General features: G+C 70.9%; 34 protein-coding genes and 1 pseudogene. 14 read left to right on the top strand and 21 right to left on the bottom strand.

Annotated features, from left to right (window positions below; genetic code table 11):
- Nucleotides 1-69: 69 nt before the first annotated feature.
- The 7 genes from ACIP67_RS37280 to ACIP67_RS37250 form a co-directional block, all read right to left on the bottom strand.
- Complete coding sequence (locus tag ACIP67_RS37280) at nucleotides 70-534, bottom strand: DUF6082 family protein (protein WP_401697921.1); 465 nt, start codon at nucleotides 532-534, stop codon at nucleotides 70-72.
- Nucleotides 535-669: 135 nt separating this feature from the next.
- Nucleotides 670-1,296 (bottom strand): hypothetical protein, encoded by a 627-nt coding sequence (locus ACIP67_RS37275; protein WP_401697920.1) that lies wholly within the window; start codon nucleotides 1,294-1,296, stop codon nucleotides 670-672.
- A 35-nt stretch (nucleotides 1,297-1,331) separates the two neighbouring features.
- Nucleotides 1,332-1,529 carry a DUF5999 family protein gene (locus tag ACIP67_RS37270; RefSeq protein ID WP_401697919.1) on the bottom strand — a complete coding sequence of 66 codons (198 nt, stop codon included), beginning with the start codon at nucleotides 1,527-1,529 and terminating at the stop codon, nucleotides 1,332-1,334.
- A 50-nt stretch (nucleotides 1,530-1,579) separates the two neighbouring features.
- The gene (locus tag ACIP67_RS37265; protein WP_401697918.1) at nucleotides 1,580-2,467 is read right to left on the bottom strand and encodes a DUF6302 family protein; all 888 of its coding nucleotides are present in this window, start codon (nucleotides 2,465-2,467) and stop codon (nucleotides 1,580-1,582) included.
- A 31-nt stretch (nucleotides 2,468-2,498) separates the two neighbouring features.
- Entirely contained in the window at nucleotides 2,499-3,035 is a 537-nt protein-coding gene (locus ACIP67_RS37260; RefSeq protein WP_401697916.1) for a hypothetical protein, read from the bottom strand.
- A 172-nt stretch (nucleotides 3,036-3,207) separates the two neighbouring features.
- Nucleotides 3,208-3,348 carry a hypothetical protein gene (locus tag ACIP67_RS37255; protein ID WP_401697915.1) on the bottom strand — a complete coding sequence of 47 codons (141 nt, stop codon included), beginning with the start codon at nucleotides 3,346-3,348 and terminating at the stop codon, nucleotides 3,208-3,210.
- 216 nt (nucleotides 3,349-3,564) lie between these two features.
- A complete protein-coding gene (locus tag ACIP67_RS37250) occupies nucleotides 3,565-4,788 on the bottom strand; it encodes a helix-turn-helix domain-containing protein (protein WP_401697913.1) in 1,224 nt (407 codons plus the stop codon).
- A gap of 169 nt (nucleotides 4,789-4,957) precedes the next feature.
- Here ACIP67_RS37250 and ACIP67_RS37245 point away from each other — a divergent pair, with 169 nt between their 5' ends.
- The 7 genes from ACIP67_RS37245 to ACIP67_RS37215 all read left to right on the top strand — a co-directional run bounded on the left by ACIP67_RS37245 (nucleotide 4,958) and on the right by ACIP67_RS37215 (nucleotide 8,466).
- Nucleotides 4,958-5,590, top strand: coding sequence for an HAD-IA family hydrolase (locus tag ACIP67_RS37245; RefSeq protein WP_401697911.1), 633 nt, complete (start codon nucleotides 4,958-4,960; stop codon nucleotides 5,588-5,590).
- Nucleotides 5,587-5,742: a DUF397 domain-containing protein gene (locus tag ACIP67_RS37240; RefSeq protein ID WP_401697909.1), complete on the top strand. Its 156-nt coding sequence runs from the start codon at nucleotides 5,587-5,589 to the stop codon at nucleotides 5,740-5,742. The genes ACIP67_RS37245 and ACIP67_RS37240 overlap by 4 nt, the downstream gene beginning before the upstream one ends.
- Nucleotides 5,743-6,241: 499 nt before the next feature.
- The gene (locus tag ACIP67_RS37235) at nucleotides 6,242-6,622 is read left to right on the top strand and encodes a DUF6354 family protein (protein WP_401697907.1); all 381 of its coding nucleotides are present in this window, start codon (nucleotides 6,242-6,244) and stop codon (nucleotides 6,620-6,622) included.
- Between the two features lie 177 nt (nucleotides 6,623-6,799).
- Nucleotides 6,800-7,090 carry a hypothetical protein gene (locus ACIP67_RS37230; RefSeq protein ID WP_401697905.1) on the top strand — a complete coding sequence of 97 codons (291 nt, stop codon included), beginning with the start codon at nucleotides 6,800-6,802 and terminating at the stop codon, nucleotides 7,088-7,090.
- A gap of 10 nt (nucleotides 7,091-7,100) precedes the next feature.
- Nucleotides 7,101-7,409: a hypothetical protein gene (locus tag ACIP67_RS37225; RefSeq protein WP_401697904.1), complete on the top strand. Its 309-nt coding sequence runs from the start codon at nucleotides 7,101-7,103 to the stop codon at nucleotides 7,407-7,409.
- Nucleotides 7,406-7,714 carry a hypothetical protein gene (locus ACIP67_RS37220; protein WP_401697902.1) on the top strand — a complete coding sequence of 103 codons (309 nt, stop codon included), beginning with the start codon at nucleotides 7,406-7,408 and terminating at the stop codon, nucleotides 7,712-7,714. The genes ACIP67_RS37225 and ACIP67_RS37220 overlap by 4 nt, the downstream gene beginning before the upstream one ends.
- A gap of 185 nt (nucleotides 7,715-7,899) precedes the next feature.
- Nucleotides 7,900-8,466 (top strand): hypothetical protein, encoded by a 567-nt coding sequence (locus tag ACIP67_RS37215; RefSeq protein ID WP_401697900.1) that lies wholly within the window; start codon nucleotides 7,900-7,902, stop codon nucleotides 8,464-8,466.
- Between the two features lie 138 nt (nucleotides 8,467-8,604).
- Here ACIP67_RS37215 and ACIP67_RS37210 read toward each other — a convergent pair.
- The 5 genes and pseudogenes from ACIP67_RS37210 to ACIP67_RS37190 form a co-directional block, all read right to left on the bottom strand.
- Nucleotides 8,605-8,826 (bottom strand): annotated as a pseudogene (locus tag ACIP67_RS37210) (hypothetical protein); the annotation flags it as partial.
- 424 nt (nucleotides 8,827-9,250) lie between these two features.
- A complete protein-coding gene (locus ACIP67_RS37205; protein WP_401698030.1) occupies nucleotides 9,251-9,427 on the bottom strand; it encodes an Imm49 family immunity protein in 177 nt (58 codons plus the stop codon).
- A 1,109-nt stretch (nucleotides 9,428-10,536) separates the two neighbouring features.
- Complete coding sequence (locus ACIP67_RS37200) at nucleotides 10,537-10,749, bottom strand: hypothetical protein (protein WP_401697899.1); 213 nt, start codon at nucleotides 10,747-10,749, stop codon at nucleotides 10,537-10,539.
- Nucleotides 10,750-11,082: 333 nt separating this feature from the next.
- Nucleotides 11,083-11,943 carry a Ku protein gene (locus ACIP67_RS37195; RefSeq protein WP_401697898.1) on the bottom strand — a complete coding sequence of 287 codons (861 nt, stop codon included), beginning with the start codon at nucleotides 11,941-11,943 and terminating at the stop codon, nucleotides 11,083-11,085.
- A 370-nt stretch (nucleotides 11,944-12,313) separates the two neighbouring features.
- On the bottom strand, nucleotides 12,314-13,441 hold the full coding sequence (locus ACIP67_RS37190) for a sporulation protein (RefSeq protein ID WP_401697896.1): 1,128 nt from the start codon (nucleotides 13,439-13,441) through the stop codon (nucleotides 12,314-12,316).
- A gap of 786 nt (nucleotides 13,442-14,227) precedes the next feature.
- On the opposite strand from ACIP67_RS37190, the gene ACIP67_RS37185 reads away from it, so the two are divergent.
- Nucleotides 14,228-15,046, top strand: a complete 819-nt coding sequence (locus ACIP67_RS37185; RefSeq protein WP_401697895.1) for a Scr1 family TA system antitoxin-like transcriptional regulator — start codon at nucleotides 14,228-14,230, stop codon at nucleotides 15,044-15,046.
- 26 nt (nucleotides 15,047-15,072) lie between these two features.
- Here ACIP67_RS37185 and ACIP67_RS37180 read toward each other — a convergent pair whose 3' ends face one another.
- From ACIP67_RS37180 to ACIP67_RS37150, 7 genes are read right to left on the bottom strand one after another with little or no spacing between them, the layout of a single operon-like run.
- Entirely contained in the window at nucleotides 15,073-15,525 is a 453-nt protein-coding gene (locus tag ACIP67_RS37180; RefSeq protein WP_401697893.1) for a hypothetical protein, read from the bottom strand.
- Between the two features lie 27 nt (nucleotides 15,526-15,552).
- On the bottom strand, nucleotides 15,553-16,173 hold the full coding sequence (locus ACIP67_RS37175; protein WP_401697892.1) for a TIGR02466 family protein: 621 nt from the start codon (nucleotides 16,171-16,173) through the stop codon (nucleotides 15,553-15,555).
- A complete protein-coding gene (locus tag ACIP67_RS37170; RefSeq protein ID WP_401697891.1) occupies nucleotides 16,170-16,913 on the bottom strand; it encodes an aKG-HExxH-type peptide beta-hydroxylase in 744 nt (247 codons plus the stop codon). Before ACIP67_RS37170 ends, ACIP67_RS37175 begins: the two co-directional genes overlap by 4 nt.
- Nucleotides 16,850-17,602: a TfuA-like protein gene (locus ACIP67_RS37165; protein ID WP_401697889.1), complete on the bottom strand. Its 753-nt coding sequence runs from the start codon at nucleotides 17,600-17,602 to the stop codon at nucleotides 16,850-16,852. Before ACIP67_RS37165 ends, ACIP67_RS37170 begins: the two co-directional genes overlap by 64 nt.
- The gene (locus ACIP67_RS37160; RefSeq protein ID WP_401697887.1) at nucleotides 17,599-18,222 is read right to left on the bottom strand and encodes a YcaO-like family protein; all 624 of its coding nucleotides are present in this window, start codon (nucleotides 18,220-18,222) and stop codon (nucleotides 17,599-17,601) included. The genes ACIP67_RS37165 and ACIP67_RS37160 overlap by 4 nt, the downstream gene beginning before the upstream one ends.
- Nucleotides 18,222-18,803, bottom strand: coding sequence for a YcaO-like family protein (locus ACIP67_RS37155; protein ID WP_401697885.1), 582 nt, complete (start codon nucleotides 18,801-18,803; stop codon nucleotides 18,222-18,224). The genes ACIP67_RS37160 and ACIP67_RS37155 overlap by 1 nt, the downstream gene beginning before the upstream one ends.
- Nucleotides 18,800-19,573, bottom strand: a complete 774-nt coding sequence (locus tag ACIP67_RS37150) for a hypothetical protein (protein WP_401697884.1) — start codon at nucleotides 19,571-19,573, stop codon at nucleotides 18,800-18,802. Before ACIP67_RS37150 ends, ACIP67_RS37155 begins: the two co-directional genes overlap by 4 nt.
- A gap of 222 nt (nucleotides 19,574-19,795) precedes the next feature.
- Here ACIP67_RS37150 and ACIP67_RS37145 point away from each other — a divergent pair, with 222 nt between their 5' ends.
- From ACIP67_RS37145 to ACIP67_RS37130, 4 genes are all read left to right on the top strand, one after another.
- Nucleotides 19,796-20,125, top strand: coding sequence for a hypothetical protein (locus tag ACIP67_RS37145; protein ID WP_401697882.1), 330 nt, complete (start codon nucleotides 19,796-19,798; stop codon nucleotides 20,123-20,125).
- 88 nt (nucleotides 20,126-20,213) lie between these two features.
- Nucleotides 20,214-20,972 (top strand): class I SAM-dependent DNA methyltransferase, encoded by a 759-nt coding sequence (locus ACIP67_RS37140; RefSeq protein WP_401697880.1) that lies wholly within the window; start codon nucleotides 20,214-20,216, stop codon nucleotides 20,970-20,972.
- Nucleotides 20,969-21,574 (top strand): TIGR02466 family protein, encoded by a 606-nt coding sequence (locus tag ACIP67_RS37135; RefSeq protein ID WP_401697879.1) that lies wholly within the window; start codon nucleotides 20,969-20,971, stop codon nucleotides 21,572-21,574. Before ACIP67_RS37140 ends, ACIP67_RS37135 begins: the two co-directional genes overlap by 4 nt.
- Nucleotides 21,571-22,155: a hypothetical protein gene (locus ACIP67_RS37130; RefSeq protein ID WP_401697878.1), complete on the top strand. Its 585-nt coding sequence runs from the start codon at nucleotides 21,571-21,573 to the stop codon at nucleotides 22,153-22,155. Before ACIP67_RS37135 ends, ACIP67_RS37130 begins: the two co-directional genes overlap by 4 nt.
- On the opposite strand, the gene ACIP67_RS37125 is transcribed toward ACIP67_RS37130, so the two are convergent.
- Together ACIP67_RS37125 and ACIP67_RS37120 are read right to left on the bottom strand one after the other, a co-directional pair.
- The gene (locus tag ACIP67_RS37125) at nucleotides 22,156-23,424 is read right to left on the bottom strand and encodes an MFS transporter (RefSeq protein WP_401697876.1); all 1,269 of its coding nucleotides are present in this window, start codon (nucleotides 23,422-23,424) and stop codon (nucleotides 22,156-22,158) included.
- A gap of 126 nt (nucleotides 23,425-23,550) precedes the next feature.
- Nucleotides 23,551-24,195: a hypothetical protein gene (locus ACIP67_RS37120; RefSeq protein ID WP_401697874.1), complete on the bottom strand. Its 645-nt coding sequence runs from the start codon at nucleotides 24,193-24,195 to the stop codon at nucleotides 23,551-23,553.
- A gap of 209 nt (nucleotides 24,196-24,404) precedes the next feature.
- On the opposite strand from ACIP67_RS37120, the gene ACIP67_RS37115 reads away from it, so the two are divergent.
- Together ACIP67_RS37115 and ACIP67_RS37110 are read left to right on the top strand one after the other, a co-directional pair.
- Complete coding sequence (locus tag ACIP67_RS37115) at nucleotides 24,405-24,713, top strand: transposase (protein ID WP_401697872.1); 309 nt, start codon at nucleotides 24,405-24,407, stop codon at nucleotides 24,711-24,713.
- A 106-nt stretch (nucleotides 24,714-24,819) separates the two neighbouring features.
- On the top strand, nucleotides 24,820-25,153 hold a 334-nt coding region (locus tag ACIP67_RS37110), incomplete at its 3' end, for an IS3 family transposase (protein ID WP_401697870.1).

Here is a 25,153-nt window from a genome sequence, read left to right as displayed (position 1 = left end):
GACGGTTCGGGCCGGGAGGTCACCGGGCCGCCGACGGGTCATCGGGTGAGGGCAGGGGCGCAGCGAGGGTCAGGCGGCGACCGTGTCCGGGGCGCTGAAGGCGATGTACTCGTCGGCCAGGACCTGGTTGAAGAGGCGGTCCACGCGGTCCTGGGCTTCCTGCTCGCGGAAGCTGCTGAACTCGCGCCAGTAGGTCCGGCCGATCTCGCGTTCCATGAGCCACCGGGCCTGGACGCGCAGAGCGTGCCGGTCGAGCAGCCCCGCCCGGAACTTGGCGGACAGCAGGGAGACCTGCCGGTTGCAGTGCACCAGCAGCGCGTAGTCGTCGGACGTCAGCTTCTCGCCCGGCGGCGCCCAGGCCGCCCGCAGCGTCTCGTTCGAGGCGACGTCGGACAGCCACGCCTGATGCATCTCCGCTGCCTGCAGTGCCAGCTTCCGCCGGTGATACCGCTCGACCTGCAGAACGCGCATGACCCCGACCCCGACCGCCGCGGCGGCGAGAACGGCGCTCGAGGTCTTCGAGACTGTGGACAAGGCACTCTCCTGATGTGGAAGGGGGTGAGTCTGGGCGGCCGATGCGGGGGCGTCGAGGAGGAGGCGCCCGCTCCCCGCGCCGGTGTTGAGGCGTCCGACGGTCCAGGCGAGGGGGCACCGAACCGCCGGACGGGTCTATACGGCCAGGGCCATCAGGTGCCTGACGTCGACGGGGGTGCAGTCGTGCAGGGAGACGACGTCGCGCGCGGCGATGGTCCAGTGCACACGCGGAGACTCATAGGGCACGAAGGTCAGCTCTTGGCCCTCGCGGGCTGGGGGGATTGGAGCGAGCGTGAGGGGGGCGTACTCGATGCCGGCCACGCCCCACGGCAGCGGGTTCTTCACCCATGCGGCCACGGCCCCATCGCGCAGGTGCGGGCAGTTTTGGAGCGATTCGGCCGCACACGGCTCGTGGATGGGCGGTACGGCTGTCTTCTCGCCTTCCGCGATCGGCACTCCGCTCCGCTCGGCAATGAGGAACAGATGCGTACCGTCCTCGCGACCGAACGTGGAGCGACCGCACACCTGGCACAGCATGTGCGCCATGGCCTGCCGCTGCCGCAGCGCGTGCACCTTAGCGAGACGCGGGTAGCCGGCGCCGCGTACCGCCGGCATGCGCACCCAGAGGATGCCGTTACGCCGATCCAGCCGGGGGTGCTCGCCCTCGTACCCGATTCCGCCGCCGAGCAGGCTGGGGCGCCGCACGAGCGGGACGGGGGTCTGCTTCTCGCCGGTCCACGGCGCGATGAACGGCACCCGCATCCCCCGCCAGTGGAACTGGCGCGGTCCGGCCCCGCTCACGACGCCACGCTCGCGGGGACGGTGCGGAGCGGGGGAACAACCTTGCCGCTGGGAAGCAGCTCGCCCGTGTCGTCGAAGAGCAAGACCCCATTGCACAGCAGGGCCCATCCCTGTTCGGCGCAGTGAGAGACGACGGCGGCCGCCTCACGATCGGCCGCTTCCACGGCGGGGCAGGGGGGGTCGTGCCGACACATGGAGGTCTTCTTCCTTCCGGGCGTGCAGGACGGTTGGGGCCCTCGGCGCTCTACGGAGCCGTGGGGGAACAGCTGGAGACAGCCGAAGAGGGAGTGCGAGGCTGGCCGGGGCCGGGCCGCATGAGGCCGTAGAAGGCCAGGCGTACGTTCTCGTCGGGCCAGGTGGCCGGAGGGCGGTCGCCCCACTCGACGACGTACGAACTGCGCGGCTCGCTCTGCCAGGTGATGCGCAGGTCGGGGAACCCGCCCAAGGGCGCCAAGACGTCACGGACGGCCAGCGCGATGGCAAGGTCGTCAACACCGAACCAGCCGCCGCGCCTGCTCCCGCCCACCGGAACGGCGAGCAGCGGCATGCGGAACACCCGGATGGCGATGCTGCGCGACAGGAGGTGGGCGTCGATTCGTCCGTGGAAGTAGTCAAAGTCATAGGCCTCGGCCGGCGGCATGACGGTGATGTCCGGCTCCGTCATCGGTGTCAGGGGGGGACACGGGGTTGCCTCCGCCTCGTCGTCAGGCAGCAGGAGTTCCAGCAGGTCCTCGGCAGCGGAAGCCAGGCGGCGCAGGTGTCCGAGCGAAGCTCCGGCCGCCGTCTCCGCCCTGACCCGCCGGGCTCGGAAGATGAGCCGTTCTCGTGTGTGCGGGTCTTCGCCGGACTGCTGCCTCTCGACAGCGTCGATCAGGACGTTGAGGTGCCCCGGGAACTCAGGGGTGCCTCGGAACCGTGCGACGAGGACGGTGATCTCTTCCTCGGTCGCGGTGGTGCCGTCTCCGATGACCGTGGCGACGTCGTCGTAGGCCTTGTCGATGGGCAGACCCGCGCGGAGCAGTTCCACGATGCGTTCCAGGGCCTCCCGGTTGTCCGTCCAGGACGGCCGGCGCCAGCCCTGGCCGGGTTCGCGCAGCGCGAGGGGCTCTTCCACAGTTGCGGTAGGCGGCATGGGATCAGTTCCTTCGGGGGTGGGGGAGAGGTCATCGAGCTACCGCCGGTGCGGCGGGGCGTGGCCGGGCGTGCGCGACGAAGCTGAAGTGGTCGAAGAGCCAGCGCAGGGTCTGTTCGTACGGTTCATCGGTGACGGACACCGCGGACCGGTCGTCTGTGACCACGCCTTGGGCGAAGCCGCCGCGCAGCTTGCGGAGCACCTTCGGCCATTCCTGCCGCTCCCACGGCTGCGTGTCCGTGGTGACGTCGACGAAGCGGCCTACGACATGCCACCCGCAGTCGAGCGCGTATGCCTCTGCGGCCGAGAGGGAGCGGGACGGGTCTCCGCCCGGCGCGTTGGCGTAGACCACCACCTTGAAGGGCGCTCCGGGCCGGGTGATGGCTATGTCGAGGGTCGAGCGGGAAAGGCGCCCGAGGCGGATCTGCTGGTTCGCCGGGATGCGCGGCTGCTCGTCAATGCCCCACCATGAGTCGTTGAGGCTGTCCGGGACGGCCGGCCAGTGGGGGGAGGGAATGCCGTCCAGGAACGCGGTGATCTGTTCGGCGAGGGATGCAGTGGTGCTCATCTCCGCGGCCTCCTGAACTCCGGCTCGGTCATGGAGGCGAAGAGCTGCGTGCGGCGCGTCCGCTGCAGTGGCAGGCGGTGCAGAAGGGGGGCCGTCGGGAAGCCGGGGGCCGCAGCCGCATCAGCAAGCGCGAGACGCCGAACGCGGTCGCTCGCTGTACGGCGCGGGCCGGTCATGACGCCGCCTCCGCCGCCGGGGCAGGGGCGGCCACTCGGCGCGGGTAGAGGATCGCGCCGATCTCCTCGTAGAAGGCTTCCATCTGCTCGGCCGTGAGGACGAGCGCCAGGTCTTCGACTCGATCGGCTCCCCGCATCAGGCGGAGCGGGACGGAGATTCGGCCGGCCTGGGTGTGGCGGAGCGGATTGCCTTCCGCGCGCTCTACCCGCAGAGCAGGTAAGGACGCACCGGAAGGCCCCTCCGCAGAGTGACCCTTCGTCATGGCACAAGAACGTAGAACCATTTCCCCGGGTCGACCCTGAATGCGGTTCAGGGCTGACTGGGGTTCAGGGTCGGAATGGCCAGTTCAGGGTCAGGCCGCGATGCCCATGTGGCTGGCCACTGCGCGAAGATCGTCGCGGAACAGCGGACGCTCCCGCTTGAGCAGGTCGGTCACTGCCTCCCTGACCAGCGGAGAGAAGACGATCTCCTCGGGCGACTGATCCATCAGCTTGGTGAGCACGTGCACCGTGGCGTAGTCGTCACGCTGGATCCGGTTGCAGTTCATGACCTCGATCAAGTACCGCGTGCGCCGCTCCAGCGGCAGCTCGGGGTTGATCTCCACCGTGTCCGCCAAGCGCAGGGCCTCGCTCGCGTTACCCTCCTCGGCCGTCAGGTGCACTTCGTGCATCGCCACGTTGGTGGGCCCGAAGCAGGTGTGCCAGTCGTTGCGGTCCGACCCGACGCGCGCGGCCGCGAACCTGGCCCCCCGGTAGAGGTCCCAGGCGACGGGGCCCTTCGCAGCGCGCACTGCGGCGACGGCTGCCTGCAGGTGTAGGGCTCCGATCGCTGACCAGTGCTCCGTCGGCGAGTCGTCGTTCGGGGCGCAGTTGGCGATCGTCGCCCGCGCCAGCTCGACGCTGTCGTGAACCTCACCGGCGGAGGTCAGGACACAGGACAGGTTCCAGGCGGCGGCCGCGATGAGGGCCGGGTCGCCGGCGTTGTCGGCGAGTGACAATCCCCGGTCGGCTGCGATGCGGGCTAGGGTGGGCTCTCCCACACGGCGAAGCCAGATCTGGTGAAGCCCGTACAGGCTGACGAGTTGGCGCAGCGCCACCTGCTCGTCAGGGCCGGTGGCGTCACGCAGGGCTGCATGTCCCTGACGGAGCAGCAGGGGCAGGCGGGCGCCCACGTCCTGATAGCGGCCCTTGGACTGCGTCTCGTACACCTTCCACGCCTCGTCGACGTCCTTCTTGAAGTCCTCGACGGTCACCGAGCCGACAGCGGTGGGGAGCATCGACGAGGGCAGGGACAGGGCGCTACGGATCTCCGGGACGTGCTCGTGCTCCGTATCCAGGCCCGCGCCAACGCCGGAGAGGAAGCCGCCCGTGAGGTCTTCAAGGGTGCAGCGCAGGACCCTGGTCAGGTCGAAGAGCAGCGAGAGCTTGTCGATCGGGATCTGCTCGTGCTCTACCTTGTAGACCCAGTTCTCCGAGCGGCCGATCAACTCCCCGAGACCCTTTTGAGAGATGCCGCGCCGCTCACGGAAGTACTTGACCCGTTGTCCGATCGTGAACAACTCGCGTGCGTTTAACATGATTTGACCTGTTCTCCGCAGGGGTAGGGCACTCGGAACCAGCGTAGGCCGGTTGGCCGTCCAGAGGGGGGATACTGGATGTCTCTCCCCCCGTGGGAGGGCACTCAAAGGTCCTCGGCCGAAAACGCCGGGGCCGCCCTTACGACGCGCGTCTCGCAAGGAGTCTCTCTTGTCCTCCTCCTACTGCGGCCTGATCCTCGACTTCGGCGGAGTCCTCACCACCCGTATGCGGCTGAACGGACAGGCCTTCGAACGGTCCGAGGGTCTTGAGCCGGGCGCCTACTTCCACGCTCTCAACGAGAACCCCGAGGGCGTGGCCGTGTACTCGAAGCTCGAAGTCGGCCAGGCCACCCAGGAGGAATGGAACCGGGTGATCGGCGGCATCCTCGGCATCGACCCCACCGACCTGATGCGTCGGGCGCTGGCCAACCTTCGGCCCGAGCCGGCCATCGTGGCGGCCGCGGACCGCGCCCGAGCCGCCGGGATCAAGGTGGCCATGCTCTCGAACAGCTTTGGCCTGGAGCCCTACAACCCGTACGAGGCGTTGGGGATGTGGGAGGACGCGTTCGACGCGGTGATCCTGTCCGAGCGGGAAGGCGTGCGGAAGCCGTCGGCGTTCATCTACCAGCGGGCGCTGGACGCTCTCGACCTGACGGGGCCGGAATGCGTGTTCGTCGACGACCACGCCGAGAACCTGGCGCCGGCCGAAGCTCTCGGCATCCGCACCATCCATCACACGACCGACCCCGAGGGGACGGCTGCGCAGCTCGACGCGCTGCTGGAGCACGCGGCAGCCGCTTGAGCTGCGTCCGGATCGGCACGAAGGACGGCTACCTCCTGGTGGGTGACTCAAAGAACCCAGACAGGGCGCCGCACGTCTTCACTCCAGGAGAGGCCAGGGCGTTTCTGCTCGGCGCCAAAGCAGGCGAGTTCGACTACCTGCTGGACATGTAGCAGTCCTGCCCATCGCGGCGGTGGCCGGCAGTTGGGTCTCGGCCACCGCCGTATCGGATCTCCCCCGAGGAAGAAGGCCGCGACGGCGAAGGAATCCCTGGCCAAGGCCTTTGTGCTGGCCGCCGGCACAAGCGATTCGTCGTTGGTTCGGTATGAGTCGTCCGGGTCCGAGGATTCCACCCCTGCGCCAGATCACCCACGCACCGAGCCGTCGACCGTCGTTATCGAACGCCGCGGCTCGCACGCGACCAGCCGCTGGACTACCGGGGCGTGTCGTGCGCCCCAGTAGCCACGGGTCTGAGACATCGACACCGTCCCACGAGACGGGACACCGGCCGTCGGGCAAGACGGTGCCGTGTCCGGGCGGGCGGCGCCTGATCCTGGATACGCTCTCCTTACCCGGAATCCGAAACCGTCCGGGATACGACAACAGGCGGGCGCCGGCTACCGGCGCCCGCGACGACTTCGCCGGGACGGCTTGGAAGCGTAGGGGGAGAGGATGACGGGGAATGTCCCGCCGGGCACGGGCCGTACGGTGCAGGAGAGGCAGTTGTACCGCGACCTCGACCGGTACATGGCCGGCCGGGACCGCCGGCTGCGCGTCGGCGTCATCGGGCCCGACGGCCGCGCCGCGTGCGTCATCGAGCACGACCTGCACCTGGACGGCGCTCTCGTGGGCCGCACCGCCCGCATCAACGTCCGCAGCCTCGGCGACCCCCGCAAGTTCGAGCTGCTGGAGGAGTCCGACGCGGTCGCCGCGGACCCGCGCTACACCCGGCTGCTCGCCGCGATGGCGGCCGTGCACGGCGCGGCGGCGACCCCGCGCGACTACGCCCGCGCCGCCTATGACGCCCTCAAGCTCGGGGACGGTGCCGCGTGAACACTCCTGAGGGAGCAGGGGACATGCCGCAGGCGCCGACCGGCGCGGCCCAGGCGGCGCTGTTCGAGGTGACGGCGCGCGCCGTCCGCACCGAAATCGCCTATGCCGTCCGGACGGCGGCCCGTTGACCGACGACGACTTCGCCCGCCTGCACGCCCTCACCCGCACGGGCGTCCGATGACCGGGCGGACGCCCGAGGGGCAGGCGGCCCCGGACCCGCTCGCCACGGCGCGCGGCCTGCTGGAGGCCGAGGCCGCCCGGCGCGGCATCACCGCCGCGGAACTGGTCGGCCGGCTCGCCCGCGACGGGGCGACGGACCGGACACCTTCCGTCACCACGGCGCCGGAGGCCCTCTTCAGCGACGCGGCGTCCGCCACGGCGCGGCCGCCGACCCGGCCCGCCGGACTGCGGCCGCCGCTTCAGACGCTGACCTGGCAGGCACCGTCCACCACCGGCGACGACGAGTAGGGGGAAGAAGATGGCGGGCGAGATTCCGGCGGGCTGGCCGCCCGTCCGTGTGACCCCGGATCACCTCCGCGCGCTCACCACGCTGGGGGAGCGCTCCGTGCTGATCGCCGACCGCGCGGGGACGCTGTCCGTGGTCACCCCGGACGCCGCCGCGGCGGGCTGCCTGGCAGGGGAGATGCGGCTGCTGGCCACCCGCGCCGACCTCCTCGATGCCGGGCTCGCCGAGTCCTGGCGGGCCGGACGGCTCACCGGGCCCGTCGTGGCGGTATGCACCGCCGAGGCCGCCTCCCTCAACGACCACGAGCAGGGCGCCGCATGAACACCCCGCACGGCGCGGCCGCCGGGCCCGCCACGGCGGCCGGACGCCTGCGCACCGCGCTGGAGCAGCTGCGCGCCCTGGCCCTCGACCGCTCCTTCACCCATCCGGCCTTCGCCGACCTGGTCCTCACCCACGGCCGCGACCACGCCCCTGCGCCCTGGCGGGCCGGAGCGCACCCGGGGCGGGCCGGGGACTGCTTCGCCGCCGCACACGAGTGGGCCGACCGCGAGGGCTGGACCGCTCCCGACGGAACTTCCTCAACCACTCGACCGGCACCCGCGACACCTGCCGCGCGCCCTGCCTGACCGTCGGCAAGCCGGACGGCGCCCGGTGAGCGCGGCCGGAACGGGACCGGGCTCTGGCCGCTGCCTGCTCCCAACCGGCACCCGGTCGGACAGCGCCGGTCTGGCAAGATCATGTGCCTACAGCATCCGGCTGGGGCCACATTGCTCAGCACGGCGACGGGAATGACCAACGGGGAGTGAGAAGAATGCGGACGAGCTATGCCCTGGCGGGCGCATTGGTCCTGGTGACGGGACTGGCCGGTTGCACCGGCGTGGGTTCGGGGAGTTCTGATGCCCAGCCGTCGGGTGGTGCGTCGACCAGCAGGACGACCCTCCGCCTGGGTGAGGCAAGCCCGGTGCAGGAAAGCGTTGCGTCGGCGTCCAAGGGTGCCCGGTACACGGTCGCCGTGACGCAGGTACAGACTGGCACCGAGGCCGACATGGACAACTCCGGCCTGGAGCAGGATGCGACTGATCAGCCCACCATCCCGGTCTACGTGCGGGCCACCCTCAGCCACAAGGGCGGTAAGGCCATGAGAATCGGCGACATGACCACGGACCTGATGATCAACCGCACCAGGGCCCTCATCGTGATCATGGGCCGGGCGACGTGGCCCGACTGCCCGCTGTTCGACACTGAGAAGAAGCTGAGCGCCGGGCAGTCGGAGAAGGTCTGTCAGGTCTTCCTGATCCCAGCAGGCGAGAAGCCCGCCGCAGTCGAGCTGTGGCAGGGCTACTACAACGATCCGCTGCGGTGGCTGGTCACGAGCTGACCCTCCTGACCATGCGCGGTACACCGCTCCTGTTGTCCCCCTCTGGCAGTTCCGGGAGAACAGGGCACAGGAGGCCCGGGGACGCGGGACGCCTATGGGACAGCGCCGGCCTCCTCGAACAGCACCTTCGCCGCCGCCCGCCGCCCGCGCGAGTGTGCGCGAAGCCTTCTCCATCTGCGGCAGCGTGAACAGCCGCTCCTTCTCCGTCTTCCGCTTCGCCGTGTTCAGCAGCCGGGTGGCCATGAGGCCATGGAACAGGTCCAGGGCCTCGTCGATCGCCTTCGCCTCCAGGTGCCGCATCACCGCGGTCAGCATCGCCGTGCGCTTCGGCTCCGCCGCCCGCTCCAGCAGTGGGGCGCGGCCGTACGCGGGACTTCGGCAGCGGGCCAGGGCGTGCTGCTGCTTGGCGGCGAGGGCCCGCGCCGAGTCGGGCAGCGCTTTGCCGGTGCCGGCGGATGCGGGCGGGGGTCGGCGCCGCCTACGCGGATGATTGACGTGAGGTACATGAGGAGCGGTCCGCAGGACGACGTCCTCTCGTACCGGGCCGCCCGGCGGGCGCCACCGGTCCTCCAGTAGCCGGTGAACATCGGCAGGGAGGTGATGGAGTCCCGCGCAGCGGGGGAACCTCAGGCCGGGGCCGTCTCCGTGAAGGGGTGTGCGGCGGATCCGGCTCCCCGCGTCCGCAGGCGGCGTGTCAGCGGCGGTCATGATGGCCGGACTAAAGCTGACAGGCAGTGCATGTCAGGCCAAGCTGGCACGTAACCGCTTCTGGCAGGCACGCACGTCAGTGCTGCGGAGTGTGCAGCAGCGAGTCGGGCAGGTAAGGGGACTGGACGCTCAGTTTCCATCCGTGCGCCAGGGAAGCGAGCGCGGATACCGCGATGGTCCTCACCGGGAGCAGGGTGCGCGGGGCCGGGTCGGCGCCGACGCTCTCGCGGTGCTCCAGGAGCCGGGCAGTCAGGGCTCGTTCGAAGGCGGGCTGGTCGTCGTCGAGCAGGATGCGCAGCGGGGCCGGGATTTTCCAGCGGTACGGGGCCGGGGACGGCGCCGGGGACCGGGCCGCGTACGACCGTCAGGTATCCGCACAGGGCGTCCAGCTCGGCGAGGTCGGCCGGGGCCGACACCGATTCCCGCTTCGAGTACGGCACTCCGTCACGGACGGCCGGCGCGTAGTCCTCGCGGAGCAGCGGACCGATCACCCGGCTGCGCTGCCACACGAAGCCGCTGATCACGCACAAGGCGAAGGCCTCGACCCAGGTCTGGGCGGTGGTGGACAGCGAGGCCGGCTCCCGGTCCTCTTCGTAGCGCACCTCCTCGCTGGTGAGCGTCTCGCCGACGAGGGGAAGAGGAACGTCCCAGTCGCCGCCGGGGAAGCAGCCCAGCGCCAGCTCTCCCAGGGCGCACTCCGCCGCGGTGAGCAGGACCCTGCGCGACTGCGGAGCGCCGAGGGCGGGATCCTCCAGGGTATGGGCGGCGGCAAGGTCGAGCAGGTCGCCGCGCATCTCCCGCAGCCCCTCGCGCAGCGGCCGCCAGCTGTGCCGTATGTCGGACCAGTGCCCGACCGCCAGGCGCACCCCTCGCTGGAGGGCGTCATCGATCCGCTGCTCGTCGACGCCGTGACGCGCCACACCCATGATCGTCATACTGTCATCCTGACAGCGACCACTGACATACCCGGCTGGCTTCGAAGGCACCGCCTCGCTGCAGATGCCGGCGCCCGAGCGTACGTATCGCCGGAGCGGCTCGCGCTGTCGCCCCTTCCCGGTGCGCCTGCACGCCGAGGCGCGCTCCTTGAACCGGTGGACACGAACGGCGGCAGTCCGCCAATCGCCACCGCTCATGTCGCGGGCGTGAGAGGTGCCGCCCTGAGCCACTGCCAACTTGAAGTAGCAGGTCAAAGGGCTGGTGTGCCGGACTTCCGGTGTGCTGGTCGTGGGGCGCCCAGCCAAGGTCAGCAAAATCCGAGCGCACGAGCTGACCGGACTCAGCCGGTCCACCATCGACCGGGTACTGGCGTAAAGAGCAGGCAATCACCTGTTCGGGCGGGGCAGGCTCTTCCCGGGTTGCGCTTCAGTGCCACACGTCCGGTCCGCCACCGCGCCACTCGATCAGGCCGGAGGTGGCGACGTACTCGGTGTCGGCGTCCTCGAGCCCCGCCCGGCGAAGGAACTCGGCGATGTCCAGCAGGCCGTACGCCATCCCGAGGAACTGGTCGGCCACGCGGACCCGCCGGCCGCCGTCCACGGCGGGCGGGTAGACCACGACGGGCTGTGCGGAAGCCATGCCCTTAGAGTGAGGCCTGCACGGGACGGGCGCTAACCGAACGTCCGTGCCGCGGTCGCTAGGCTGTGTTCTGGGTGACCTCATGCCGGTCACCCAGAACGGACACATCAGATGAGCACCTCCGACACCCCGCCGGTCACAGAGCCCGACCCCTCCGCCTTGGTCTGCCCCGGCGACCTGGTCGGGCCTTGCGCAGCGTGTCAGCGCAAAGCGCACAAGTATGGTCGAGGTGGGTTCCCTCTCTGTCAGTGGTGCGCTGCCCCCGTCATGAAGAAGTGGGGCTCGACCGTGCGCTACGTCAGCCTCCGCCCGTAGGCCCGCACCGGCCGCTCCTCACGAGCTCCGCGACCGGGTGGTCTTCTTCGCGGCGGCCTTCTTGGCCCGCGGCATCTCGTGCACGTCGGCGTCCTCGCCGCGCGAGGCCTTGGCCCGCTGCACGGATTCGTTCAGAGCGGCCATCAGATCGAGGACCTCGGCGGCTTTCTCCGGCGCCGGCACATCGGGTGGCTCGCGGTTCTCCCGCTTCGCCTCGATGAGCTTGCCGATGGCCTCGGTGTACTCGTCGCGGAACTCGGGGTCGTCGAGATCGTCGCGGCTCATCGTCTCCATCAGTGCCAGTGCCCGCTCGATCTCCTCCTCGGAGACCTCCACCGGCGGCGGGACCAGCCCGGCCGGGTCACGGATCTCGTCCGGCCAGCGCAGCGCGTGCAGGACGATCGCGTTCTCCCGCACCCGGAGCATGCCCAGCCGCTCGCGGCCGGACCAGGCGTACTTGGCGATGGCCACCTTCTCCGAGCGCTCCAACGCCTGGCGCAGCAGTTTGTACGGCTTCGCCGCGACCTGCCCGTCGGGTGCGAGGTAGTAGCCCTCCGCGATCTGAATGGGGTCGATGTCCGACTCGGGCACGAACGCGTCGATCTCGATGGCCTTCGCCGTCGGCAGGGGCAGGTCGCGCAGCTCCTGGTCGGAGATGGGGATGAGCCGGTCCTTGGAGTACTCGTAGCCCTTGCCGATCTCCGCGTTCGCCACCACGCGGTTCTCCAGCTCGCACACCTTCCGGGTACGGACCCGGCCCAGGTCTTCCAGATAGTACTGATGGAAGCGGATCGAGTGGTCGTCGGTCGCGGACTGGACATGGACAGGTACCGTGACCAGACCGAAACTGATCGCTCCTGACCATATGGTTCTGGCCATGGGGTACCTCCGCGACAGCCCTGAGAGGTCCAACGCGGGATCTCAGGTCCCGTGGCCGGATCTCACGAACCGTGGCAACTCGGGTGGCCGGTCGGCCTCGGGTCCGACGATACCTGTTCGGTGCTCCTGGCGCCGTCGCCCGCAGGGGTGACGGCGCCGTCCCGGCGGCCCTCTGAGTCTCAGACCGGCCACAGCTCTGAGACTGATCGGTGCGGCCATGGCGTGAGACAGGCTCGCAGTCAACAGGTCACGAGCGCGCACTTGGCCACGCGCCGCGAAAACCTGCAGCCCAGACTGCACCTCACGGCGCCCTGAGCAGCCGCATTCCTGCCAGGGGGAGCCGGGAGGCGGGCCGGAGAAGGGGAGCCGGTCAGGCGGCTGCCAGCTCGGTCCGGGTCCTGCTGATGAACTCGGACACGTGCTCGTTGTCCTTCTTCCAGGGTTTCAGGTCTGCGGTGAGGCTGTGGAGGTAGCCGTGGGCTCTGGCCGAGGACACTGTGCGCAGGACTTCGAGGGCGCGGGAGCCGACGTGGAGGCTCTGTTCGAGGTCTCCGTCCTGGAGATGGGTGCTGGCCAGGATGGACAGGCGGATGCCGACGGCGCGGGTGAAGCGGCCGGGTGGCATGGCGTCGGCCTGTTCGTTCCAGGTGATCGCGGCCTGCGGCTGACCGAGGTCGCGGTAGATCTCGGTGGCGTCTGCTGCGAGCCGGGCGTGCGTGAGATACGACAGCCATTCGGGATCACGGGCGCTGTCGGGGCGGATCGAGCCGAGCAGGTCCTCGGAGTGCGTGAGTGCGGCGCCGGCGGCCTTCGGGTCGCCCGCGCGGCCGTACGCGCGGGCCTCGGCCAGCTTGGCGAACGCCAGGACCCGCGGCGCGGCAGAGTGCTTGGCCCGTTCGTAGGCGCCCTCGGCCATGTCGGCGGCTTCGCGCGGGAAGCCGCGGAGCATGGTCTGCAGGGACATCGTGGTCAGCACGTAGGCTCCGGCCTGCACGTCACCGGCGGCCCGTGCGAGGCGCAGTGCCTGGACGAAATGGCGCTGCGCCTCTTCGTGGCGGCCGGCGTCGAAGGCCGCCCAGCCCGCGACGCGCGAGAGTTCGCAGGTGGCGGCGAACAGTTCTTTGCCGATGGACTCCGTGTAGGTGCCCGAGAGCAGGGGAGCGGCGCGCAGGCGGAGGCATTCGGTGACGGAGCTGGACTTCCAGTTGCCCCCGCCGAACTTGGAGTCCCACAGGCGGGCCTCGTCGGCGGCCTGCCACAGCTCGGTCAGGTCGCTGCGGCCGACGCGCCGGCCGCCTTGGTGGGCGGTGGCCGCGTCCGCGGGCTGGGTGAGCCACCGGGTGACGGGGGTGGTGAAAGCGGAGACGGCGAAGCCGTTGCTGAGGAAGTGTCGGCGGTCCACGGTTCTCCAGAAGGTCGCGGCGACGCTGATCGCGTCGGAGGGATTGCGGGGGAAATCCAACCCCAGGTCACCTTTGCCGCGTTGACGCTCATACATGCCGAGTTCCTCGACTGAGACCGGCCGTCCGAGGCGTTCTCCCAGCGCAGCGGCCAGATACCGGGGAACGGGGGATCTCGGGATCATTCCGAGGTTCACCCAATTGGAGACACTTGTGTGACCGTATTTCGTTTCCTGTCCGGACTCGCGGGCGATCTGGTTGACCCGGTGGGCGAGCGACTTGTGACTGGCGCCGGACGCCTGGATGAGGCGCTCCAGCTCCGTGTTGCGGCCCTGGGACCGTCGTGGTGTGCCTGGCACTGAGCCCCCCCATCGTGTCGGGGACCACGGCCCCCCGCAGCCGTGGAATGGGCACGAGCGTAGGACGGGCAGGCCGGTGCGGAACACCCTTACACCGCCTGCGATTTGTTGGCCCCCTTTGTGCGCCTCCCCCCTGCAGGTCGGCTCCGGTTACCTGAGGAACGTGCCGTCCGGCGCCTGGTCCGTCTCCGGGCGCCGGACGGCGCAGGTCGACGAATTCCGAAAGCTCCGCGTTGCCGTGCGGCCCCTGCCGTCGCCCTTCCATCCCCGCAATCTGACCTGGCACGGCTGTCCAGACGTGAGCTGTTTTGGCCGCGGTCCACGACCACCCGTCTGAAGAGGAGCAGCCGATGAGTGTGTCCACACCGGCGGCGGCCTTGCGTACGCCGGCCGCGGCCGGCGTACAGACATCGGGTGCTTGACAGCACCACCTCCACATCCACCGAGAGCGGTCCGGACGGCCGCACGCCGGCCTGCCGCACAGGGCCGTTGGATGGCGGCCGCCGAGCGTACGGAGGGGTCTCCTTGTCCTTGGTCTGTGACACCCGGCTGAGCGCGACGATCGCGCGTCTTCTGCTCGGCGACCAGCTGTACCGGCTTCGCGCGGCGCGTCGTCTGACGCTCCAAATGGTGGCGAGCGCAACCTATCTGAGCGTGTCGAAGCTGTCGCGGATCGAATGCGGCCGCCACCGGGCAGCCCCGGCGGACATTCAGCGGCTGATCGAACACTATGAAGCTTCCGGCTGCCTGCGCGGCCAGGTGCTGGAGTGGGTTGCTCGGGCCCAGGGCCGCAGCTTCTACCACTCCTTCAGCGATGTCACCGACGCCGCCTACCGGGACTACCTGGACGTGGAGCCTGTGGGGCTGAGAGCGGTGTATGCGCCGACCGTGATCCCGGCGGTGCTGAGGACCTCCCGCTACGCACACGCACTGCTGGCGCCGGTGGCGACGGCGGAGAGAGAGCGGCGCCTGTGGCTGCTGGCCCTGCGCCAGCAGCGGTTTGCCCAGCGTGGTGATGTCTCCGTTCGCGTCCTGCTCGGTCAGAGCGCCCTGACGAACGGTGTCGGCGGTGACGAGGTGATGCGTGAGCAGGCGGCACAGCTGTGCGGGAGCGAGGGCCCGGGGACGGAAATCCGGGTGCTGCCCTCGTCCTGGGCAGCTGAGGCGGCTTCGGCGGGTGCGTTTTCCCTGGCGGTTCTCGGTGACGGTGCTCTCACGATGACGGCCACGGAGAGCGGGGGCGTGAGCCCCCGCCTCGTCCCGGGCCGCGACGGCCAGAGCGCGGCCCGCTTCGATGCCCTGTGGCGCGCGGCAGCCGGGCGGTCTGCCGAACTGGTCGCATAGCCGGACATGGGGCTGGCGAGCGGGTCTTATGGTGTGTTGGCGGTCAGCACGGTCCGCTGCTCGTCGGCGTGGACGGGTGCGATCTGCCAGGCCAGCCAGCCCGGCACGAGCACGAGGGTGCCGGTGATGGTGGGCACGGTGATCGGCCGGCCCCACGGCAGACCGGGCAGGGCCACGTTGGCGGCGCCGGCCCGCGGGTCGTGGAGGACCAACGCCCCCGACGCCTCGGAGCCGGAGCGCTCGCGTACGCGCGCACCGAGCACGACCAGGGCGAACCACTCGCCCGTGCCATGCCGCAGCGCCGCGTGGAAACCTTCGTCCCACGTCTCGATGCGCGAGGACCAAGCCAGGTCTCGGGCTCGGTGGTGCTCGGGCAGGAGACCGGCGAGCAGCGCGGGATCGGGGGTGAGGCGAGTGAGATCGTCTTCGCTGAGCAGGCCGGTGTGGACGGGCGTCGGCCACAAGGCGGTGACGGACACGGATTCTCCTTCCTCGCGGGGATGTGTTCAGCTGCGGCGGAAGCCGACGTTGAAGGCGATGACGACGCGCTCCGCGTCGCCCTGGTAGGGGGTGACCCAGTGCCGCAGCCACGCGGGGAAGGCGACCAGCAGTCCGGGCTCCGGGACGATCGTGTGCAGGGGCGTGCGGCCGGACTCCCGGGCGGCTGCGGCGGGCCGCGGGTCGACGAACTGCAGCAGTCCGGTTCCCTGTTCCATGTGTCCGGTGGCGACGTAGTAGACGCCCGACCAGGCGGCGTCGTGGTGGCTGTGCAGCTGGTGGAGGCCGTCGGGCCGGTAGACCACGGCCCACGCCTCGGCGATCATCTCCGTTTCCTGGCCGGACGGTGTCCGGCCGGCGCCCACGTGGTCGTTGAGCGCGCGGGCGGCGCCGGTGATCCAGCCGCGGAGCCGGCCGATGGCGGGGTGCTGCCAGCGCAGCACGTCGGAGGGGGTCTTGTCGGCGTTCTTCACGCCGACCTGGGAGGTCGGTGAGGTTTGGGTGTGGTCGAGGATGAGCGTGCGCAGGGCCTCGTTGACGGCCGGTCCCTCCTTGATGGTGCGGGTGTACAGCGGGGTGGGCCAGAACGTGCCGCTCGGGGGTGCGGTCGGTGTGGTGGAGAGAGTCACGAGGTGGCCTCCAGGATCCGGTCGGCGAGGGCGTGTCCGTCGGCCGTCAAGAAGGGGCGGTTGGCGGCGACGAGGTCGAGGCAGCCGCGGGTGTAGGCGGTGAGGTGGGCAAGGCGTCGGTCGCGGACGGGGCCGGGGACGTCGAGGAGCGGCCACAGGCGGGCGAGACCGCGGGTGACGTGGGCGGCGCCGAGGAGCTCGGCGGGGCTTCGGCCGCTGGTGCCCGAGGGCAGTGTGACCCGCTGGGTGCAGCCGGGCTGCTGCAGCGGGGCGAGTTCCTCGCACAGGTAGAGCCACTGGTGGCAGGTCTCGTGGAGGGCCTGTTCCGCGAGGATCGCCGGATCGGTGAAGGCGGCGCCGGAGAGCAGGATGTGCTGGGGCCAGGCGAAGCAGGAGGCACTGATACTGCTGCGGCCGGCCGGCATGGGGAGATAGGTGAGGGGCAGCGACCGCAGGAGGGGAGCCCACGCCGGTATGAGGCGGGCGATGAGGTCCACCGCGGCCGAGACCGCGGCCCGCTGGTGGGGGGCGAGGGTGCCGGCGGGCAGGGGGCGGGGAAGGTCGAGGGCACGGATCCGCAGCGCCTCACCGGGGGTGAGGACGGCAGCGAGGGCGTCGGGCCGGGGAGCGGGGTGCGGGCCGTCGCGTCGGGCGAGCCGGACACAGGCCACGGCCGTCAGCAGGCGCTGCGGGGCGTGCTCGTCGTCGAGGAAGGGCCAGCCGCCGCAGTGGCCGGGCACGAACGGGGCGGTGTCGGTGACTGTGTCCCTGGGCGCTCCATGAGGTAGTCGCGCAGGTCCTGCGCCTTCACGCGCAGACCCGGCAGGCGGGACAGGTGGGTGCGCACCGCCGCGGCCGCCGCGTCGTCGGCGGTCGTACGGACGGCGTCGAGGAAGGCGGGCTGGGACCGGTCGCCGAACCACCGGCCCGCCAGAAGGCCGATGGCGGCGGCGGCCTGGTCCCGGTTGAGGACGCCGGCGTGGGTGAGGTGTGCGGCGAAGGCGCGCAGGTCGACCAGTGCCTCGGTGATCGGCCGGTAGCCGGGGGCAGGGCCGTGCAGGAGCGCGACTTCGTCGTCTGGCGCCTGGCTGGTCAGCAGATGCGTGAAGACCTGGCCGTAGCCGGTCATGCCGTGGCCGTGGAGTTCGGCAGCGCGCAGGGCGCCGATCGAACCGAGGCCCGTCACCCTCCATCCGGCTGCCAGGGCGTCGAGGAGTTCGCGGTGCCCGACGGCGGGCACATCGTCGTAACGGCCGTCGACCAGGACGATGTGGCCGGCCGGTTCACCGTCGACGAGCTCCTGGACGTGCCCGCGCCGGGCCGGCGGCCGCAGTTGTATGCCGTCTTGGTGCACCAGCACGGCGGGCAGGCCGTGCGCGGTGGGCCCGACGAACAGGTGGACCCGGGCGGCGCCGGGCGGGCTGTTCACCGGCTGCTCCGGACGTGTTCGACGAGGCGGCGGCCGAAACGGCGGGTGAGAGGGGTGAGGTGCTCGGCGTGGGCGACCACGACACGCACCACGTGGAAGGGCGCCGCGAGCGGCGCGAAGTCGTGCACGCCGACCGGCCCGAGACCCGCGGCCTCGGTCGCGGCGAGCAGGTCCTCCAGGAGCGTTTGCGGCGTCCGGTCACCGTGCGCGGATCCACTGTGGGGAAACGGGCCGGCAGGCTGGGGGCTGCTGTAGCGGGCGAGCAGCTGGGCCCGGCAGGCGGCCCGCTGGCCGGCGCTCATCGCCGTGTAGACGGCGTAGCTGTCGGTGAGGTCGTGGCGGGCGCCCTGAATGTAGGTGAGGCGGGACTGCGCGGCCTCCGACAGGGCCCGCACGGCGGCGATCTCCGGTACCGGGTGGAAACCGAAGCCGCCGTTGCAGTACAGCGGGTGCGCGCGGTCGGGATCGTCGATCAGGCAGGCCATGTAGTGGCCGCCGTAAGCGGGCAGCCAGCGCAGCCACACGCCGAGGCCCGCGCGGCGGATCTGCTCATACAGGTGGGCGGGACCGGGCGGCAGGGTGTCCGGAGCGATGAGACAGGTGATGTCACCAACGCTCATCAGCGAGGTGAGATCGCGTTCGAGGACCTCGCACAGACCATGCAGGACCGCTCGGTACGGGTGTTGCCCGAGGCGAGGCCGGTGGTCGTGGAACCGAACAGGCCGCTGGTCGCCCCGGGCGGGCAGGGCGTGAGGACGAGTTCGGCGGGGGCGGTGAATTCCACTTCCCCGTCGGCGGACGTCACGGTGATCCACGCGAGCGGCTCGTCGACGTCGACGACCCGGTCCGGCCGGGGGCACCAGGCGCCGAGTCTCACGCCGTTCTCGGCGGCGATGGCCCGCGGGGAAGCCCAGCGCAGGGGAGTGGACGGGCTGCAGAGTTCGGCAACGGCCTGCTCGACGGCCTCCATCATCGCGCCGGCCTGCGCCTCCTGCCGGTGGCGGCCCTTGCCGGCGGTCACGACCACGATGGCGGCCTGCGGGCGTACCGCGCTGAACACCGGGATGCCGATCCTGTCCAGCCCTGTGGTCTCCGCCACGCGGGTCACGCCCAGGCGGCGCGCCACCGGCCATGCACGGGCGCACGTGTCGGCCGCCGCGGCCTCGCGCACGCTGCTGCTGAGCACCACCGCGCCGCTCACCGCTCCTGCCGCCCAGTCGCCCAGGACGGCAGCAGCGGGCGAGGACGCAGCGGGACTTCGGCGAACCAGGGATGCCCGGCCAGGGGGCTGTCGTCGAGACCGAGGAGGAGGAATCCGGTGCCGCTGCGCCGGTCGGTCTGCAGACACGGCAGCGGATAGTCGGCCTCCACGTGGCCCACGAACATCCGCTCCAGGCCGGGCAACGTGTCGGCGACCAGCTGCGGCCCGCAGACCTGCCCGTCATAGGTGTCGTATCCGAACCGCGGGTGCCCGATCTCGAAGTCGTCGATGACACCCACCGCAGTCCGTAGCGCGGTCAGCTCGGCCGAGAGCGGCCAGCCGGGCCCCCAGTGGGCGTCCAGGAACACCAGCGGGCGCCGCATCCCCGCGAGCAGACCGGGCAGCAGCTCGGCTGAGTCGCCGTGCCGGACCTGCGCATGGGGGAAACCCGCCAGCCGGTCGCCGGCGAACGCGGAGCGGGCCGGGTCGATGTCGCAGGCGCGCACGGGCAGGTGAGGGTAGGCGCGGGCGAAGTACTCCGTACTGTCACCGAGGTGGCAGCCGCTCTCCACGACACCGTCGCACCCGTAGAGGCTGACCAGGACCTGGACCTGCAGAGCCGTCGTCACGTCGAAGCCGAGCGGCCCGCCACCGCCCGCGAGACGGTCGAGACCGCCGGCGCGCCCGGTGCCGTAGAAGGCCCTGAGCAGCTGCGTCACCGCGCTGTCGTCCGGCAGCAGCGGCTGGTGCACGGTACGGGTCGCGAGCATGAACACGCCTCCGGATGTCCCGGCTGCGAGCGGACCGGGCACACACCGAGCATCACCCGCCGCGACCCGCGGGTGGAGTCCTACCGCCCCAGACGCAATTGCACGTCCGCCCGGCAAACATCCCCAAATGCGCTAATCCAGTGGCGAACTGTGACTGGGCTGCGGTCCGGCTCCGGTCCTACTGTCACCGCATCCACCCCTACCGAGCAGAGGGAGCGAGGCATGGACGGACCGCAGGAACAGGCGGTGACCCGCTACACCACCCCCGAGGAACGGGCGAACATCTCGGGCATCGAACTCGACCCCGGCGACGTCGAGCACGTCATGGACCTGGTGAACAAGGGCCTAGTCAGCGCCGCCGCGATGCACGAGGGCGCCGTCCAGGAGGACATGGCCCTGTCGGCCGAGGTGACCGTCACCCTGACCCGCGGCGGGATCGCCGGCGCAGACGGCAAGGTCGACGAGCTCGTCGGCACCGAGAAGGTCGGCGGGACGATCCACGCCCGCAAGACGTTCCTCGACCCCGCGCTCGCCCCGAAGACCGACGGCTGACCACCACCGGCAGGTGTGGCCCGGGCCGGGTGACCCCGGCCCGGGCCACACGCCCTGCACCGACGGAGACCACTTCCCGGGAGACCGCGTGACCGACATCCGTGCACGTCAGCAACAGCAACTGTGGGACCAGTGGGCGCCCCACTACAACGCCGAACACAAGGACCGCGACCCGGCCCCGGCCGCCGACTTCCTCGCGTCGCTCTCCGGCGGCGGTACGGCGCTGGAACTCGCCGTGGGCACCGGCCGCATCGCCCTCGCCCTGGCGGACCGCGGCGTGAAAGTCGTCGGCGTCGACATCTCCCCCGACATGCTCGAAGAGCTGCACCGCCACCGTGGTGACCGGCCCGTCGAGACACACCTCGGTGACATGGCCGAATTCGACACGGGCGGAGCGCAGTTCCCTCTCATCTACGTGGCGTTCTCCAGCTTCTTTTTCCTCTTGACCCAGGACCGGCAGGCTGCGTGCCTCGCGCGCGTCGCGCAGACACTCGCGCCCGGCGGACGGTTCGTCATCGAGGCAACCGTGCCCCGCGCCCCCGGACTCCTCGCCGGCCGGCAGCAACTCGCCATCCGCGAACTGGCCGACACCCACCTGGCCCTGTCGGGCCACACCCACGACCCGATCGCGCAGATCATCAGGTTCCAGGAGATCCGCTTCGATACGAGCGGCACCCGGCTTCTCCCGGTGATCCTGCGCTACGTCCACCTTTCCGAACTCGACCTCCTGGCCAAGGCCGCCGGACTCACCCTCACCGACCGGTACGCCGACTGGCACCACGCCCCCCTCGCCGTCACCTCCACCCAGCACATCTCCGTCTACACCCTCACCGGAGCACCCTCATGACCACGCTCGCGGCGCCGTCGGCCACCTGGCGCGTACGCGGCGCGCCCCAGCAGCTGTGGCCCACCCGGATCTACCGGAAGACCACGCCCACCGGGGCGGACACCACCGCCCTCGCCCAGCAGATCCTGGAGTACGAGCAGACCGATCCGTCACTCTCGCTCGGCGTGCACAACGCCCGAAAGTCCGCACCCTCCATCCTGACCTGGGACCTTCCGGCCATCGCCGCGCTCAACGGCTGGATCAGGGACGCGGCGCTCGCCGTCACCGACGCCGGACCCGACACCCCCCTGCGCCTGTCGGGCTGGGCCGTCCACTACGGGCACGGCGGTTTCCACGAGGCGCACGCCCATCACGACAGTGCCGTCTCCGGCGTCTACTACCTTCAGACCGGCAACCGTGCGAGCGGGGCCCTGGAACTCTTCGACCCCCGCCCCGCCCGTCTCGCCACCACACGGCCCGACGCTGCCGCGCCCCTCCAGGTCCACCCGCACCCGGGCCTGCTGATCGCCTTCCCCTCCTGGCTGCGCCACGCCGTCGCCCCCCACACCGCCGAAACCCCACGGCTGTGCATCGCCTTCAACGTCACCGTGGAGCGGCCATGACCACCGCGCACGCGCTGCCCGTCCCCGCCGGGCAGGCCACGGCCGACAACCTCTGGGCCACAGCGGTCTGGCTCGGCACGATCCAGCCCGTCCTCGACCACCGTCTGCTGAGCGACGAGGTGCACCGTACCGACTGCGGTGTCCGGGAGATCAACGCCGACGACCTCCTCGACGTCGAACAGGCCCGGACGGTGTTCACCGCCCTGGGGCAGGCCGCGCTCCCGCACGACGCCAGCGGTGAGGTGCGGGTGTCCGTGCAGATCTGGGGTGCCGGCCACCGCACTCCCCTCGCCTACGGACACGGCGCCTGGACCGCCTGGTGCTACCTGGCCGCCGACGGCCGGTCACCGCACGAACGGTCCGGCGCCCTGTGCCTGCACGACCCGCGCGCGGGCTGCGACGCCGCCAGCGTGCCCGGACTCCCCTGGGGCAGGGCCGTCACCCTCACGGCCCAGCCAGGCCTCACCGTGCTCGCCCCCGGCTGGCTCGCCCACTCCGTCCTGCCGGTCAGCCCCGGCCACACCCTCGCCGTCCTCACCGCCCAGGCCGGCACCATCCCGACGCCCTGTCCACCGGGGTGATCAGGCGGCTCCCGCGGTGACCGGCGCCGTCTCCGCCTGCGGTCGCGGATCACCGGGCAGAGTGCGGATGTCCCGGGACATCAGCGCGCAGCCCGCGGCCGCCAGGACGAACACCGCGCTGGCGAACGCCACCCGGCCCGGCCCGAACGCCGTGGCGAGCGGCCCCACCGCGGCGAGCGCCACCGACGGCACCGCCAGGCAGCCCAGCAGATCGATCGAAGACACGCGGGAGATCGCGTCGTCGGGGACCTCGCGCTGCAGGCAGGTCCGCCACATCACCATCGTCACGTCCCACATCACCCCGTACGCGGCCGCGCCCACCAGCACCACCGGCAGCGGAGCCCGAAGCGACAGCAGCAGCGCCGGCAGAGCGGCACCGGCCGTGCACAGCGTCGCCACCAGCATCGGGCGGGCCGGGCGCAGCTTCGCCGCCCACCCCGCACCCGCGACCTGCCCCGCGACCTGGGCCACCATGACCAGCGACCACGCCCACGCCCCGCCCAGATAGGCCTTGGCGAGCATCGGGCCCAACAGGCCCGCCACCGAGTTGACCACCGCGAGCACGATGGTGAGCTGGCCGGTGGTCACCCACAGCCACTCATGGCGCACGAACTCGTGCCAGCCCTCGCGCAGATCGTGCACCGCCGACGTCTTGTAGCGCACCGGCCGGTCCGGGGTGGACCGGCCCAGGACACCGAACAGGACCGCACAGGCGCCGAACGAAACCGCGTCCACCGCGAGCGCGACGGCAGGACCGGCCATGCTGACGACGACGCCGGCGAGCATCATGCCCATCAACCTGGCCGTGTTGACCGACACCTTGATCAGCGCGTTGGCCTGCTGCCGCTGACCCTGGTCCTCAATCACGTCCACGACCACGCCCTCAAGCGCCGGAGAGAACAGACCCCGGCTCACCCCGCCGAGCGCCGCGAGGACCGCGATCCACACCACCGGGCCGCCGTGCGCGAACAGCAGTGCCAAGGCCGCCCAGATAGCCGCGGCTGCCGTCTCGGTCACGCACACGAGCCGGAAGCGGCTGCGGACACGATCCCCGAGGACACCGCCCCACAGCACGAACGCCAGCTGGGGCAGTGCCTGACAGGCCAGGACCAGCGACAGGTCCCCCGGTGAGGCGCCGGGCAGCGCCAGGATCCCGAAACTCAGCGCGATCGGACCGAAACTGGACCCGAGAACCGACACGAAGCGGGCCGCCGCGAGGAGCCGGAAACGCGGCTGGGACAGGAGTGCAGAACTGGTACCTGAGAGCACCCGGGGACCCTATCGACGCAACCCCCACGGCCACCCGGGAATGACGGAAATTCAGCCAGAGCCGAGCGTTCGCAACGCTCCGCTGAAGACGAGCGACCGCCAATGCCCGCCCGCCCCGGTGCACGGTCACAGCCCGTCGAACAAGGCCTCCTGCACGGGATGTGCAGGGAGGAACTCGGCCTCGACCGGAGGCTGCTGCTTCCCCACAAGATCGCCAATCTGGCGTAACGAGGACCACCGGCCGGCAGCCACCCCCTGCGCCACCGCCCGCCGGCAGATCTCGGCAGTCGCCCAGACCGCCTGAGTGAGCGGCGCCTGCCGGTGCGGGAGCTCCACACCGAGAGCCGACGCCAGCGCGGACTCCGAGGGTTCGGCAACCGAGGGACAGGCGATCTGCGCGAGACGCAAGGCATCCCAAATGACCTGGGACGCCAAGCGCGGACAGGAGGCCCGATGCATACGGAAGATCCCCGCCTCGACCTGACCGAGACGCGCCACTACCACATGCGGACCAGCCGTCAGCTTCCGCTCAACCGCCGCAAGCGCGTCCGCAGCCGACTCCACCCACACCACCGCGGAGGGGTCTGCCGCTGAGGAGACCGGCTCCTGCACAGGCCCCACGCGTGCGTGCACACGCCATTGAGGCGTCCACTCCGCACCCAGCAACGCGAGCGCCGCGACACCGAGCACGTCGAACTTGCCTGCTTCGCGCGCGAGTTCCAGTCCCACGACGACGAACCGGCACGCGGCGTACTCACCATCCATCCGCACCGCGCCACCGTACCGAGACGCAGCGCCCACCGTCTGCAATCACCGGGGAAGCAGACTGCCCGCCGACGATCAACCCGGAATCCGAGCGTTGAGCCAGTCGCCTTAACCACGGCGCCACGAGACACAGCCGCACCAGCTCTGAGGTTCCCCCCGAGATGCGGGAAGAGGTGACAGAGGGTCAGATGGGTTTCACGAGAGGAGCCCAGACGATGCCTGCACCGAGGAAGTACCCGCTGGAGTTGCGTGAGCGTGCGGTCCGGATGTATCGGACCGCCGAGCCGAAGCCCGTGATTCGCCGCATGGCCGAGGAACTCGGTGTGCACCACGAGGCCCTGCGCAACTGGATCCGCCAGGCCGAGGCCGACGCCGGCGAACGGAACGACATGCTCACCACCGAGGAGAAGAACGAGCTGGCTCAGCTGCGGCGCGAAGTGCGGGAACTGCGCCGGGCGAACGAGGTCCTGCGGACGGCCTCGGCTTTTTTCGCGGCCCAGCTCGACCCGACCCGGCCCAGGTGACCGCGCTCCTCGACGCGCACCCGCACCTGGGGGTCGAGCCCGTACTTCGGGAACTTTCCATCCCCTCATCCACCTACTACCGCTGGCGCCGGGCCGAGAAGGAGCCGTGCGGCGGCACCGCCAGGACGCCGACCTGACGGGCATGATCCGGCAGGTCCACGCCGATTCCGGCGGGATCTACGGCTCACCCCGCGTGCACGCCGTCCTCAGGCGTGAGGGCGTCCACGTCGGCCGCAAACGTGTCGAACGGCTCATGCGCCAGGCCGGCCTCGCCGGGATCAGCCCCCGCCGGGGCAAGGGTTTCACCCGCCGGGACCCAGACGCCGATCTGGCCCCTGACCTGGTGCAACGCAACTTCACCGCGAACGGACCGAACCGGTTGTGGGTCACCGACCTGACCATGATCGCGACGTTGGAGGGGCCGTTGTGGCTGTCCGCGA

It is taken from the genome of Streptomyces sp. NPDC088812 (assembly GCF_044750285.1).
Lineage (GTDB): Bacteria > Actinomycetota > Actinomycetes > Streptomycetales > Streptomycetaceae > Streptomyces.
Note: the sequence above shows the minus strand (reverse complement) of the source record. Positions and strands in the feature narration are given on the sequence as shown.

Excerpts from the sequence above, each read along its gene's own strand:
- ACIP67_RS37275 (WP_401697920.1), bottom strand. The coding sequence starts at position 1,296 with ATGCGGGTGCCGTTCATCGCGCCGTGGACCGGCGAGAAGCAGACCCCC.
- ACIP67_RS37270 (WP_401697919.1), bottom strand. The coding sequence starts at position 1,529 with ATGTGTCGGCACGACCCCCCCTGCCCCGCCGTGGAAGCGGCCGATCGT.
- ACIP67_RS37265 (WP_401697918.1), bottom strand. The coding sequence starts at position 2,467 with ATGCCGCCTACCGCAACTGTGGAAGAGCCCCTCGCGCTGCGCGAACCC.
- ACIP67_RS37260 (WP_401697916.1), bottom strand. The coding sequence starts at position 3,035 with ATGAGCACCACTGCATCCCTCGCCGAACAGATCACCGCGTTCCTGGAC.
- ACIP67_RS37255 (WP_401697915.1), bottom strand. The coding sequence starts at position 3,348 with ATGCGGGGAGCCGATCGAGTCGAAGACCTGGCGCTCGTCCTCACGGCC.
- ACIP67_RS37250 (WP_401697913.1), bottom strand. The coding sequence starts at position 4,788 with ATGTTAAACGCACGCGAGTTGTTCACGATCGGACAACGGGTCAAGTAC.
- ACIP67_RS37235 (WP_401697907.1), top strand. The coding sequence starts at position 6,242 with ATGACGGGGAATGTCCCGCCGGGCACGGGCCGTACGGTGCAGGAGAGG.
- ACIP67_RS37230 (WP_401697905.1), top strand. The coding sequence starts at position 6,800 with ATGACCGGGCGGACGCCCGAGGGGCAGGCGGCCCCGGACCCGCTCGCC.
- ACIP67_RS37225 (WP_401697904.1), top strand. The coding sequence starts at position 7,101 with ATGGCGGGCGAGATTCCGGCGGGCTGGCCGCCCGTCCGTGTGACCCCG.
- ACIP67_RS37220 (WP_401697902.1), top strand. The coding sequence starts at position 7,406 with ATGAACACCCCGCACGGCGCGGCCGCCGGGCCCGCCACGGCGGCCGGA.
- ACIP67_RS37215 (WP_401697900.1), top strand. The coding sequence starts at position 7,900 with ATGCGGACGAGCTATGCCCTGGCGGGCGCATTGGTCCTGGTGACGGGA.
- ACIP67_RS37200 (WP_401697899.1), bottom strand. The coding sequence starts at position 10,749 with ATGGCTTCCGCACAGCCCGTCGTGGTCTACCCGCCCGCCGTGGACGGC.
- ACIP67_RS37195 (WP_401697898.1), bottom strand. The coding sequence starts at position 11,943 with ATGGCCAGAACCATATGGTCAGGAGCGATCAGTTTCGGTCTGGTCACG.
- ACIP67_RS37190 (WP_401697896.1), bottom strand. The coding sequence starts at position 13,441 with ATGTATGAGCGTCAACGCGGCAAAGGTGACCTGGGGTTGGATTTCCCC.
- ACIP67_RS37160 (WP_401697887.1), bottom strand. The coding sequence starts at position 18,222 with ATGAGCGTTGGTGACATCACCTGTCTCATCGCTCCGGACACCCTGCCG.
- ACIP67_RS37150 (WP_401697884.1), bottom strand. The coding sequence starts at position 19,573 with ATGCTCGCGACCCGTACCGTGCACCAGCCGCTGCTGCCGGACGACAGC.
- ACIP67_RS37145 (WP_401697882.1), top strand. The coding sequence starts at position 19,796 with ATGGACGGACCGCAGGAACAGGCGGTGACCCGCTACACCACCCCCGAG.
- ACIP67_RS37135 (WP_401697879.1), top strand. The coding sequence starts at position 20,969 with ATGACCACGCTCGCGGCGCCGTCGGCCACCTGGCGCGTACGCGGCGCG.
- ACIP67_RS37130 (WP_401697878.1), top strand. The coding sequence starts at position 21,571 with ATGACCACCGCGCACGCGCTGCCCGTCCCCGCCGGGCAGGCCACGGCC.
- ACIP67_RS37115 (WP_401697872.1), top strand. The coding sequence starts at position 24,405 with ATGCCTGCACCGAGGAAGTACCCGCTGGAGTTGCGTGAGCGTGCGGTC.